The organism is Defluviitoga tunisiensis (assembly GCF_000953715.1).
GTDB lineage: Bacteria > Thermotogota > Thermotogae > Petrotogales > Petrotogaceae > Defluviitoga > Defluviitoga tunisiensis.
The window spans coordinates 1173140-1185976 of sequence record NZ_LN824141.1 but is presented as its reverse complement, the minus strand read 5'-3'; the positions used below and the strand labels follow the sequence as shown (position 1 = coordinate 1185976).

12 protein-coding genes are annotated in these 12837 nt (G+C 31.3%); 10 read left to right on the top strand and 2 right to left on the bottom strand.

Features of this window, described 5'->3' with window-relative positions:
• Nucleotides 1-870 precede the first annotated feature (870 nt).
• Nucleotides 871-2214 carry a magnesium transporter gene (gene mgtE / locus DTL3_RS05475; protein ID WP_045087869.1) on the top strand — a complete coding sequence of 448 codons (1344 nt, stop codon included), beginning with the start codon at nt 871-873 and terminating at the stop codon, nt 2212-2214.
• 68 nt (nt 2215-2282) lie between these two features.
• Here the strand turns inward: mgtE and DTL3_RS05470 are convergent, their stop codons facing one another.
• Nucleotides 2283-2933, bottom strand: coding sequence for a peroxiredoxin (locus DTL3_RS05470; protein WP_045087868.1), 651 nt, complete (start codon nt 2931-2933; stop codon nt 2283-2285).
• Nucleotides 2934-3214: 281 nt separating this feature from the next.
• Here DTL3_RS05470 and DTL3_RS05465 point away from each other — a divergent pair, with 281 nt between their 5' ends.
• The 6 genes from DTL3_RS05465 (at nt 3215) to csrA (ending at nt 8071) form a co-directional block, all read left to right on the top strand.
• Nucleotides 3215-3484, top strand: coding sequence for a flagellar biosynthesis anti-sigma factor FlgM (locus DTL3_RS05465; RefSeq protein WP_045087867.1), 270 nt, complete (start codon nt 3215-3217; stop codon nt 3482-3484).
• A gap of 73 nt (nt 3485-3557) precedes the next feature.
• Nucleotides 3558-3983: a hypothetical protein gene (locus DTL3_RS05460; protein WP_231853938.1), complete on the top strand. Its 426-nt coding sequence runs from the start codon at nt 3558-3560 to the stop codon at nt 3981-3983.
• A 1-nt stretch (nt 3984) separates the two neighbouring features.
• Nucleotides 3985-6399 (top strand): flagellar hook-associated protein FlgK, encoded by a 2415-nt coding sequence (gene flgK, locus DTL3_RS05455; RefSeq protein ID WP_045087865.1) that lies wholly within the window; start codon nt 3985-3987, stop codon nt 6397-6399.
• 18 nt (nt 6400-6417) lie between these two features.
• On the top strand, nt 6418-7302 hold the full coding sequence (gene flgL / locus DTL3_RS05450; protein ID WP_045087864.1) for a flagellar hook-associated protein FlgL: 885 nt from the start codon (nt 6418-6420) through the stop codon (nt 7300-7302).
• 17 nt (nt 7303-7319) lie between these two features.
• Nucleotides 7320-7793 (top strand): flagellar assembly protein FliW, encoded by a 474-nt coding sequence (gene fliW, locus DTL3_RS05445; protein WP_045087863.1) that lies wholly within the window; start codon nt 7320-7322, stop codon nt 7791-7793.
• A gap of 2 nt (nt 7794-7795) precedes the next feature.
• Nucleotides 7796-8071 carry a carbon storage regulator CsrA gene (gene csrA / locus DTL3_RS05440; protein ID WP_045087862.1) on the top strand — a complete coding sequence of 92 codons (276 nt, stop codon included), beginning with the start codon at nt 7796-7798 and terminating at the stop codon, nt 8069-8071.
• A 62-nt stretch (nt 8072-8133) separates the two neighbouring features.
• On the opposite strand, the gene DTL3_RS05435 is transcribed toward csrA, so the two are convergent.
• Nucleotides 8134-8598, bottom strand: coding sequence for a chemotaxis protein CheW (locus DTL3_RS05435; protein WP_084217196.1), 465 nt, complete (start codon nt 8596-8598; stop codon nt 8134-8136).
• A gap of 324 nt (nt 8599-8922) precedes the next feature.
• On the opposite strand from DTL3_RS05435, the gene DTL3_RS05430 reads away from it, so the two are divergent.
• From DTL3_RS05430 to DTL3_RS05420, 3 genes are all read left to right on the top strand, one after another.
• Nucleotides 8923-10008, top strand: coding sequence for an ROK family transcriptional regulator (locus tag DTL3_RS05430; RefSeq protein ID WP_045087861.1), 1086 nt, complete (start codon nt 8923-8925; stop codon nt 10006-10008).
• 14 nt (nt 10009-10022) lie between these two features.
• Nucleotides 10023-11444 carry a glycoside hydrolase family 3 N-terminal domain-containing protein gene (locus DTL3_RS05425; protein WP_052670397.1) on the top strand — a complete coding sequence of 474 codons (1422 nt, stop codon included), beginning with the start codon at nt 10023-10025 and terminating at the stop codon, nt 11442-11444.
• A gap of 103 nt (nt 11445-11547) precedes the next feature.
• Nucleotides 11548-12753, top strand: coding sequence for an extracellular solute-binding protein (locus DTL3_RS05420; RefSeq protein ID WP_045087859.1), 1206 nt, complete (start codon nt 11548-11550; stop codon nt 12751-12753).
• The last annotated feature ends 84 nt before the right edge of the window (nt 12754-12837 follow it).

Sequence of the window (12837 nt, the reverse complement as noted above, 5' to 3'; positions counted from 1 at the left end):
ATACTTGTACCAAGGGGAGGAGGGCTTCGCCCTATTACCCTTTTAAATTCAAAAACATAAATTAACTATTACAACTTTTTGGTACTTGTACCAAGGGGAGGAGGGCTGCGCCCTGTTACCCATTATAAGTTCCATACAACATTTTTTAAAAAACTCATCTTTTGGTATTACTATTTCTTGTAGTTAAAATATTATATCAAATACCATTATCTAATATCTAAAACTAGTAAAAAATATAAAATTATTGAAGCTTAGATAAAAGTTAAAAGATATTTACTTTTAAGTTTTCAAAGTTACTTTTTTTTGTACAATCTCTTTTTTGGTTGAAAATATTTAATTTTTGTAGTATAATCCAGATGGTTTTTCATGTGGCTAATGATAGTCATCTGCCCACCATTTAAAAATAAAGTTTAAGCAAAAGGTGAAATAGAATTAAGACAAGATAATCAAATACGAAATTCTAAAAACACCAGATTTAGAAATGGATTTTATTTTAATGATTTATAAGTAGATTTACTAATGGTGTTAGTTGAATTTTTTTTGAATGTTTTTTTCACTCTTTCTAAATCATAACCACATGTTTTTTAAGGGTACCTTCTTCTGTTTTTTCAGGGCTTCTAAGTTTTTTTCTTATATACTTTTTAGTTTTTTATATATTTCTTCCTTAGTTAAGCCGTTGTTTGTGAAGATTATTAGTTATTAATGTATTTTAATAAATTATAAGTTTACCATTAATTAAATCTGAAAATCACGTATTAATTCATATGCCTTTTGATATTTAATAACCTGATGCAATCACTACTTTTTTGCAGTCAGACCAATTAAGGTTTATGACTTTTATTTGATAAAACTTGTACTGGGGGTAATAAAATGGTTGTAGAAGAACTTGAAAAACTTCTCGAAGAGAAAAAATATATAGAATTTAGAAGAAAAATTCAAGACATGCCACCACAAGATATAGCAGAATTATTAGAGGAGCTAGAGTCAACCCAGGCAATTATTGCTTTTAGGCTCCTCCCAAAAGAAAAGGCTGCGGATGTTTTTTCCTATCTTTCATCTGAATTACAAGCAGAAATATCTCTTGCAATCGACGATAAAAAACTCATGGAGATAATCGATGATTTGTTTTTTGATGATAAAATTGACTTTTTAGAAGAGATGCCAGCCAATGTTGTTAGTAGAATTTTAAAAAACTCAACAGAAGCAGAACGTAAGCTAATTAATCAATTTTTAAAGTATCCTCCAAACTCTGCTGGAAGCTTAATGACAATAGAATTTATAGATCTCAAAAAAGAACGCACTGTACAAGAAGCCTTGGATAAGATACGAAGAGAAGGTCAAGATGTTGAAATGGTCTATAACTGTTATGTAACGGATTCAAAAAGAAAGTTAGAAGGAATAGTTTCCTTGAAAGAGCTTGTCTTAGCACCTCCTGACGCAAAAGTTGAGGATATTATGCGTAAAGATATAATTTATGTTAACACGCATGACGATCAAGAAACTGTAGCCCAAATCTTTAGAAAGTACGACTTAATAGCAGTTCCAGTCGTAGATAGTGAAAAAAGATTAGTAGGGATAATTACTGTCGATGATATCTTAGATGCAATTGAAGAAGAAACTACAGAAGATATTCATCACATTGGAGGTATGTCACCCAGTGACAAACCATACATGTCCACTAGTCCTTTTACATTAGCTAGAAAAAGATTTTGGTGGCTGTTAATATTGATGATTTCTGGAACTATAAGTGCATACATTATAAGTAAATATGAAGCCACTCTTCAACAAGTAGTTGGATTAGTTGCTTTTATTCCTATTTTAATGGATACTGCGGGTAATGCAGGTTCTCAATCTTCTACAATGATAATAAGAAGTTTAACGTTAGGCGAAATTAAATACAAAGATATATTCAAAGTTATTTGGAAAGAAATACAGATAAGTGTAATCATTGTTATTGGATTAGCTACGGTTAACTTTTTAAAAATACACTTTTTGGAAGGCTATCCTGTAGAAATTGCATTTACTGTTTCTATAGCTTTAATGTCTGCGGTTTGTGTTGCTAATGTGATAGGTGGAGCGTTACCCATCATCGCACAATTGTTCCACATTGACCCGACTGTGATGGCTGGTCCACTAATTACAACTATAGCAGATGCAGTTTCATTAACTATTTACTTTGCTTTAGCAACTCATTTATTAAATATTCCAGTTTAGTAACTTCAAGTAATTTTAAATAAAAGCTGCTTGATTAATCAAGCAGCTTTTATTCATTATTACGAAAATCATTTATTTACTTCTTTAACTTTAAACCACCAATCGAAACCCTCTTGATCAGATGCTTTTCTTTCCATCGCATCTTTATAAGTTGAAGCAGGAGGAATTATTACTTTATCTCCTAATATAGAATTTTCTGGCCAATTTCCAGGAACAGCAACATGATATTTATCAGCAATTTGCAAGGCTTTTACCGCCCTAATAACTTCATTGATATTTCTTCCAACTTCTGATGGATAATATAAAATTAATCTGATTGTTCCCTCAGGATCTACTACAAACACAGCTCTAACTGTACTGGAACCTTTTTCAGGATCTACCATACCAAGCTTTGAGGCAACTCTTCCCATAGAATCTGCTATTACTGGAAATTTAATCTCAACTCCTATATTTTCTTCAATCCATTCTAACCATTTTATATGGGCATGTACTTGATCGATAGAAAGCCCCAATAACTCTGCGTTGATTTTCTTAAAGTCATCATATTTTTTAGCAAATTCAACAAATTCGGTAGTACATACTGGAGTAAAATCTCCAGGATGACTAAACAAAACCAACCATTTACCTTTGTAATCCTTAGGTAACTCTTTCTTGCCATCTGTAGTTACTACCACCATCTCAGGAAACTTCTCACCTATTAAAGGTATTTTTCCTTCCATTTTAGACACCTCCTTATAATTTTAGGCTTGTCTAAAAAGATTATAAGAAAAAAATTCATCATTGTCAAGTAAACTTTTATATTCTTTTTTTAACAAAAAATTACATGAGTCTTTAATATTGATCACCAAACAATAACTTGCAAAATTTCTAATGAAATAATAAAATAAGACGATAAGTACTATGAAAAAACATAAAAGCTGTTGTTCCGTTAATGTTTCATTAAATGTATTTTCACCATCCCTAATGAATCAGAGCTAATAATTGAAAGGAGGGGTTATAAATGGATATAAATAACATCAACCCTATAAATCAAAATTTATTAAAAAACATAAAAGAGACAAATACCAAAAGAGTACCTGAAAACAAGGACTTGCGTGTTCAAAATAAAGAAAGTGTTTATGGAATAACAGGAGAATCAAGGAAGTATATAGAATTATCAAATAAGATACCTGAAGTGAGAGAAGACCTTGTTGAAAAATTACGAGAATCTATAAAAAACGCATCTTATCAAATTGATATTGATAGAATCGTGAATAAAATGTTTGAATAGGGCGGTGATTTATATTTTTAATTTTACTATACTAGAACAGACTTTAGAAAGGGAAAATGAATGCATCATAGAATTGAGATTGTGTTTTCAAACACTCCGTGAAGATCTTACAAACAAAATGTCTGTTGAAGCGATTAATTCCATGTTATTAGAAATAGAAAAAAAAGCTCGTGCATTTCAAGAAATAGAACAGCTTAGATATGATCTAGTAAAGGAATGTTGTGTTGACAACAAAATAGAAAACAACCTAGAATCAGTTATTGATTTTTTGGCTAAAAAAAATGAAAATGTAGCTTTATCATTATCTCAATTAGTTAGTAATTTAAAAGACCTTGTTTATGAAGTTAACCTTTTAAATGAGCTTATTGCATTTCAATCCACTTTGAATGATTTTATATATAGAATTTTAAGTGGTAATTCGATATCCCGTCAAAAAACTTACGATAAATCTGGAAAAGATTTGGAATTAAACCTTCCTTCAAAAGAGTGGAGTGGTTAGTATGTGTGCGATGACTTTAAATGGAATGTTGAATACCGGTTTATTAGGATTATACACAAACAAAACTGCTATGAGCGTTGTTGCTCATAACCTTTCTAATGCCAATACCCCTGGATATTCTAGACAAACGCCTATAATTGTTACTAATCCTCCTATATATATGACTGGTTTAGGAAGTGCTGGAAGAACCGTCGCATATGGAACAGGATCGAACGTTTCTGATATAAGAAGAATAAGAGACGAGTTTTTAGATCTTCAATATAGAGAAACTACTTCAAGACTCAATTATTGGGATAATATATATTCTAACATTCATTATACTGAACAACTTCTGGGAGAACCTGGTGAGACAGGTATTAGGAATATGTATGATTCTTTTTGGGCCGCTATTGAAGAATTAAAAACCGATCCTTCAAACGAGGCTGCTAAGGCTCAAATCGTTTCACGAGCCGATGAACTTATCAACACAATGAAAGATTTTGATTATCGCTTAAGGGAGTTACAAAGCGATATTAATTCTGATATTAAACTTAAAACAAATCAAATTAATAGTTATCTAGTTCGTATATCTGACTTAAATAGAAAATTATTAACTTCAGGTGCATTAGGTACTTCTCCAAATGATCTATTAGATGAGAGAGATAGACTTTTGGATGAGTTATCCAAATTATCTGACATAAAAGTCAATTCTTTAGCTAACAATCAAATATCTATTACACTTGGAAATCAAATGGTCTTGAATGGAAGTTATTATCAAGAAATAAAGTTAGCAGTACTTCCCGGAACCCAGGATACTTATCAAACCTATATAGGAAATAACTTATTGGAATTTAGTGACGGAACGATTGCAGCCCTTTTTGAGTTAAGGGATGAAATTATACCATCTTATCGCAGACAAATAGACGAATTTGGATTATTTTTAGTAGATTCTACAAACCTTATATATAAAGAAGGTTGGGATGCAACAGGTACAATAACAGGAGCCAACTTTTTTTCTGACTTAACAAGTAAAAAAGGCTTAGAAGATACAAGACTGTTTAGAATTGCAGGAATAAAAGATGTTTTTCACCCCAATACTATTCAATATGTTACTAGCCTTAAAAGTTACAATTCAAACCCAAATATAGTCGTGACTGATCTGACTGATCTTAAGTTGTATTCTATTACAGGAGATACTAACTCACCTTCTCCATTCACACCTAATATAAAATATGACTCAGCCAGTAAGGCATTGTATTTAGATACGGCTGGAGATGACCTTAAAGATCAACTAATAATTGATTTTGGAGGTAACTTCTTAAAAGAATATGGTTTTGCAACTAAAGAAATTGGTGCGTATAAAATTTCTACAGATGATGTTGTAAGTGGTTCTATAGAATTTACAATAGATGATAATACTTATACAATTGATTTTAATGATAATACAGATCTTATTAATAACATCAACTCTGGCACTGGAGGCTATCTAAAGGCTGTTGAATATGATGGTTTTATTTATATTATTCCAACTAACAAAGTTCCTAACAACGATATTGATACGATTGTCTTAAATAACATAGAAGGTTCTCTTTCAGAAATGAATGCTCAAAAAATCACTCTTGATGCGTTGGATGTTTCAAAGCCAACATTAAACAATTTATTAGGTACCAATGAAAAAGTTGAAATGAGCATTAACGGTATAAAGATTGAAATAGATCCACTTAAAGATACAGCAAATGACCTTGTAGAAAAGATAAATGCTACCAATATGGGAGTTACAGCTTCAATTACCCCACATGGAAAGTTTGTTTTAAGAGCGGGTAACTTTGTTGATTTTGATCTAGCAAATGTTGTAATAAAAGGTAACGCAAATTTATTTGATGCTCTTGGGTTAATTGAAGATAGTTCAAACAATATAATAACAATTACATCTCCAGATCTTTCACCAGACAGAATAGAAAGTATGTTTTCAAAAGCAGATCTTTTGAGAATAGACAAAGAAATCGGTCTTATAAATCAAATTTCTGTTTCTCAAAATCTAATGAGTAATCCATCATTGCTAGCTATTGATCTTGGGATATTTGACGGAAATAATTACCAACCCATAGGTGCTGGTAGTGTTACTGTTTGGGATCAAATTACTCAATTAAGGTATTCTCCTATTTTAGACAATGGAAGACTTGGTTTTTCTGACTTTTTAGCTAATATGATTACAGAAATAGGAGTTAAAGGTGAAACTGCCCAAAAAATGAAACTTAACAGTGAATCACTAAATTCGCAAATAACAATAGAAAGAGAAAGGGTTATGGGCGTTTCTATTGATGAAGAGGTTACAAATCTGATAAAATATCAACAAGCATTTAATGCTTGTGCAAGGGTTATTACTGCTATTGATCAAATGTTAAGTACTGTAGTAAGTAGTATGGGCGTTGTTTAAAAATAGGGAGGAATTATTATGAGAATAACAGAAAATCTTTTATCAAAACAGACTCTTCAAGATATAAATGACATTTTAAGAAGATACACGGAACTGAATTCTCAATTGACTTCAGAGAAAAAATATAGATACCCTTCAGACAACGCAGCAGTAGTTTCTAAGGTATCTAATTTAGACAGCCGTTTAAGAGAAATTGAAAGATATACCTCAAATATTCAAACAGCAAAAAATTATGTAAATATGTATGATACCTCAATTCAAGAGATAAGTAGTATTTTTTATAGAATTAAAGAACTCGCTGTTAGCGGCGCTCACGGTACTCTTAGTGTAGAGGATCGAAATGCTATTACAGAAGAACTAGACAAGATTAACACCCATCTTGTAAGCATAGCAAACACTGAAATAGGAGGAAACTATATCTTTGGTGGAGCCCAAAATAATAAAAAGGTCGTAACAGATGATTTTGAGATAACTGTCCCACCTTCTGCCAATGTTAGAAACAAAATATCTTTAGCAGATCAAGAAATTGAATATGGAGTAACTGTTTACGATGTGTTTGTTACTGATAGTGGGGCCTCTGTTTTTGGAATTATAAATAGATTATCCAAAGCCATAGGCTCTGGGGACAATGATTCAATTCAAAAAGAATTGGGAAATATAGATGAAATACAAACAAAATCTTTAAATTCATTAGCAAAAGTGGGTTCTGTAGAAAGAATGTTCGAAATGACATTAAAGAGAATGGGCGATTTTGATAGTTTTACTACAGAATTCCTGTCCAAAGAATCTGATGCAGATCTTGCTGAAGTGATAATGCAATTATCTATGCAACAAACTATATTACAAGCTGCTTTAAAAGCTGCAAGTAGTATAATTCCACCTACTTTAGTGGATTTTATTTAAGGAGGTAATATTAAAATATGATAAAAGATTTTGACACCAAACTTGGAAGTGTTAAAATAGATAAAGAAAAGATAATTGAATTTGAATATGGTATCCCTGGATTTGAAAATCTCAGGAAGTTTGCTTTATTACAACCAGAATCATCATTCCCTATTATGTGGCTGGTTTCTTTAGAAGACAAACAAGTTGCGTTTCCTGTTATTTTGCCTCAACTGATAAGAAGCGACTACGAAATTATTTTACCCGAAGATATTTCAGAGTATCTGCAACTAGAAAAACCAGAAGATGCAGTGGTTATCAGTATATTAACGATACCTCAGAACAAAGAAGATATAACAATTAATTTAGCGGCACCTATCATAATTTCATTAAATAACAATAAAGGTATACAGCTCTTGATTGAAAACACAGAATATAAAATAAGGCATTACTTGAAGGATGAAATCGAAAGAAATAATCAGTTACTATCGGTTCAAAGAAATGGAGGATAAATGTGTTAATACTATCCAGGAAAATTGGAGAATCAATTATAATAAAAGTTGGATCAGACAACATAAAGATTACTATTTTGGAATCTAATAATGGTACTCTCAAACTTGGATTTGAAGCTCCTAATGATATAAAAATATATAGAAGTGAACTTTATGAAGAGATTGTTAACCAAAATATAGCATCTGTGATCGATGACGTTTCTGAGGCTGCTAATCTATTAAAGAAAGAAATACCAAACAATCTCTCTCCAAAATACAAAAATATAAATTTTAAATAAAATATGGCTGTTGCTTAACTCATCAGCCATATTTTTATATGTTAATTTTCCAAAAACAATTTTTAGCTGTTAACCATTTCATTTATTTCAATCTTGTCTTCTTCACTTATAAGCTTATCGATATCTAAAATAATGAGCATCCCTTCGTCTAATCTAGCAATTCCACTTATAAATTTAGCCCCTCTTAATCCCCCTATATTAGGCTTTTCTTCAATCAAACTAGAATTAATACTTCTAACATTTTTAACATCATCTACCATAATCCCTACTTTTTTATCTCCAATCTTAACTACTATAACTTTCGCATGGGACTTATTTTCAAAATCTGGGAGCTTGAATTTTTTACGCAAATTTATAATTGGCAAAACTTCTTCATCACGATAATTAATTATTCCTTCAAAATAATCGGAAGTATTAGGTAATTTTGTTGTATCTTCGTATTCAATTACTGCATCAACGTTCATTATATCTAATCCAAATTTTTCCTTGCCAAGTGTAAAAGTTACTATTTTTATCTCGCTTGACACTTTTAAACCCCCCTTCAAATTATTACATACAATTGCTATATACTTAATTATATCATAAACAATTTACAAAAATCATGAAGAGAAAAAAATAGCAAATTGTACAAAAATAGAAGTTAATTAGGATTATTTTAATTTAAACAGTTATATTTATCGTTAATGAGTATTAATTGGATTTTACAAAGTAATAAAATAGTTGTATAATTTAGTTGGTTGCATGCTGCAAGCAACAAACTAAATTTCCTCCACCTAGAACCTACACTTTCAAAAAAATGTACTTATCGTATTCTGAATTAAAGGATAAAATAATTAAAGGAGCTAGAGATAATGCAAGAAAATCTATTTTCAATTACAAAATATTTATGGTCTCACAAAAAAGCCACAATAAATCAAATTTCTGAAGACTTGACCCTAGACAAATCTACAGTATCTAGACATATTAGAAAACTCAAGCAATCAAACATAGTAGTAACTGAGGGTTCGTTAAAACCAGGCTCTCATGGTGGACGTAAAACTAATGTATACTCTTTTAATTACGATATTTTTCAAGTATTGGGCCTTGAAATTGAGCAAAACGGTATTGAAGGAGTCATCACAAATTTTAATGGAGATATTATTGACAAATTTGTTATTCATCAAAAAATTAACAAATCAAATTTAACAGAACTAATTATTAACATTGTAGAAGATAAAAAAAATTTTAATCTATACGCAATAGGAATATCTTTACCAGGTATTATCGACCCTATTAAAGGTAAGATTGTTTTCTCACAAGCCCTCGGAATAGAAAATTATTTACTAGTTAAGGAACTATCAAACAAAATATCCTTACCTATTCTCATAGACAACGATTCAAACATTGGTGCTGCATACTATAACTCAAAACTAAAAAATACTGCTAGAAATATTTTATACATATACACTTCTATACCATATGAACTTAAAGATCTTGTGGGAGTTGGTATTGGAATAATTATCGATAATCATTTGTACCATGGATCTAACAACTGTTCTGGTGAATATGAATTCAAATTTAATTTAGTAAAAGATAAAAAATATGAAACGGATTATTTTAACTTTTTAAAAAATTTTGATGAAGAAGAAGTTTTTGAGGCAGTTAAATCTTTTCTTGATAATTTATCAGAAAAGATTGGGTTATTGGGAAGTATTTTAGATCCAGATACAATAATTTACGATGGAAATATAAGATTTCTTCCTGAACTCGCTCTCAGTTATCTTCTAGAAGAAACAAGAAAAAAAATATTTATGAAAGATAAAAGAAAAATCAAATTTCTTAAAGAGAGTAAAGATGAATCCGTAAACGCAGTAGGAGCCGCTATTAACTTTATAACAAAGACTTTTGAGGAAGAAAGATACTTGAAGAAATTTTTTAAAAAATTACAGACAGTTTAGAGGAGGAAGACAAGTTGAACAAAAACGACTTAGGAAAGTTCTTTATACTAGGATTTCAACATGGAATAAAAAAACATCATATAGATTTAATTAAAGAAATTAAACCAGCTGGAATAATACTTTATCCATCTAACATGAGGTCGTTAAGCGATCTTCAATTAAGCATAGAAAGACTGCACGAAATCATTGATGACGGCGTTAGATTATTCATCTCGTCAGATCATGAGGGTGGACAGCTTGAAACTGTTCCGGGGATACTCCCTTCACCAGGTAATAAAGCTTTAGGTGCATCAAACGAACCACATTATGCATATATTTTTGGAGACTTTTTAGGAAACGAATTGCGTAAGATTGGTTTCAACATGTTATTTGCGCCTGTATTAGATGTGAGAGCTAATAAATCTAGTCCAGTAGTAGGTTTAAGATCTTTTTCGGATAATCCAAAAATAGTCGCTGAATATGGAGTCAATTTTTTAAAGGGATTAAACAATCACATAATAGGAACTTGTAAACATTTTCCTGGGCACGGAAAGGCGATGCAAGATTCACATCATGAAATACCAATAATACCAAATTTGGATGAAAGTGACTTGTTTCCGTTTATGAAAGCTATAGAAGCTGGAGCAGAAGCTATAATGACTGCGCATATTATTTACCCACAATATGATGACAATATCATTGCAACTCTATCAAAAACAATCTTAAAAAATCTGCTCAGAGAAAAGATGGGCTATCAAGGACTAATCATAACTGATGCACTTGAAATGAAGGCTATTCATGATAATTATTCTCCTCGAGAAATTGTATCAAAATTCTTTAACGCAACTGGGGATTTATTGCTTGTTGGGGATTGTGATGCTAATTTTGAACCTCTCTACAAAGAGTTAATCTCGTTGTACTCAAATGGAGAAATTGACAAACAATTATTAGAAAATAGTTTTAACAGGATTACTTCTCTTCAAAACCAATTTGTAGAACCAAATTATGAAGCAAGATTTTTAACAGAAATTTCAAAAAAAGCTATTAAGACTAATATAAACGAAAAATTGAATTTTTCAGAAATCACCTTCCTTGTTCCACAAGGAGACCCACTTTCTCCATCAGATACCAGTAACAAAGACTACTATGAATATACAGATTTGATAAGGAATTTATTTGAAAATCCTCAGATAACTACCTTTAATTTTGAAAATGGAAAAATAAATGGTTCTTTAGAAAAAACAGAGCTCATAGTGTCTTTTGTTGTAGACTCTTTTCTATTTGAAAAACAATTAAAAATGCAAAAAGAGATAAAAGAATATGCAAATCAAGTTATATACATTATTTTGAGGGATGAGAGGGATCTTCAAAACTACAAAACAGAAAAATATGTTCTAACAAACTCAACAAAAGCCGTATCAGTATATTATGCATTAAAGACGATATTTGATATCTAAACACTTCTGAAAAATAAATAAAAGAGGAGGTGAGATAGTAACAAACGTGTACTGGTTTTAGTTACACATTTCATCTAACTCACAAAAGGAGGAGGTTTTAAGTATGAGTAAAAAGGTATTATTAGTGTTTATGCTTGTTGGATTAACACTTTTATCGTTTGGAAAAACCAAGATATCTGTTTGGCAGTTCATGATGGATGATAACCTATCCCAACAAGTTAAGGCAGATTTTGAAAAAGCAAATCCTGATATTGAATTAGAGATTGTACAGCTTTCATGGGCTACAGGATTTGACAGAATAGTAACATCTATTGCTGCTGGAACAGCGCCTGATGTAATTGAACTAGGTAACACTTGGCTAGCAACATTTGCATCTCAAGGTGTATTAAGACCTGTTGACGATTTAGTTGGAAAAGCAAAAGATGATTACGTTGCATGGAATTTCGTTGAGTATCAGGATAAATATTGGGGATTTCCATGGCTACTTGCTCCAAGATGTATGTACTACAATTTAGAATTACTTGAAAAAGCAGGTTTAGATCCAGACAATCCTCCAAAAACCTGGATGGAGCTTTTAAATGCTTCTGCTAAGATCCATGCACTTGGTCCAGATATTTATGGTGTAGGACTTTGTGTTGGGGAATTATATAGTCCATATCAAGAATGGTTCTTACCAGCTGTATGGGGTAATTTTGGACATTTTGTATCTCCAGATTTGAAAAAAGCAACCTTAAATTCTGACCCAGTCATCGAAGCTGCATACTATTACAGAAGTTTAAAAGATTACGCACTACTAGGAAAAGAATCTGAATTGGCAGAAGCTTTTGGAAAAGGAAAATTAGGTTTCTTCTTTGCGGGTCCTGCATATATCAATAATACACAAAGAGATTATCCTGAAACTATTTTTGACGTAGCCTTTATTCCAAAACCAAGAGAAAATTACGGTTATCATGCTTCCTTTGCAGGCGGAGAAGTGTTAGGTATTTCCTCACAATGCAAGAACATTGACGAAGCATGGAGAGTTGTTGAATATCTATTAGGTGAAAAAGTTGCTATGCAAATAACCCGAACCACGGGCGAGGTTTTCCCGACAAAAGTAGGAATCGAAAAAGACCCATGGTTCGAGAGTCATCCACTACACAGAACATTCTTGGAACAGAATCAATATGCTGTACCATTTCCACCATTAGCTGAAGCTAACAAGATTGAACAACTATTTACCAACATCGTTGAAGAAATATTACTCACAAATACACCTATTGAAAATATTTTACAAAAATACAACGAACAAATTCAATCATTACTGTAACAAGTTAGTTATTGAAAGTGAATTGTGGGCAGAGGTTATCCTCTGCCTTTCTATAAAATCAAATCCAAAATTTGATTATATAGA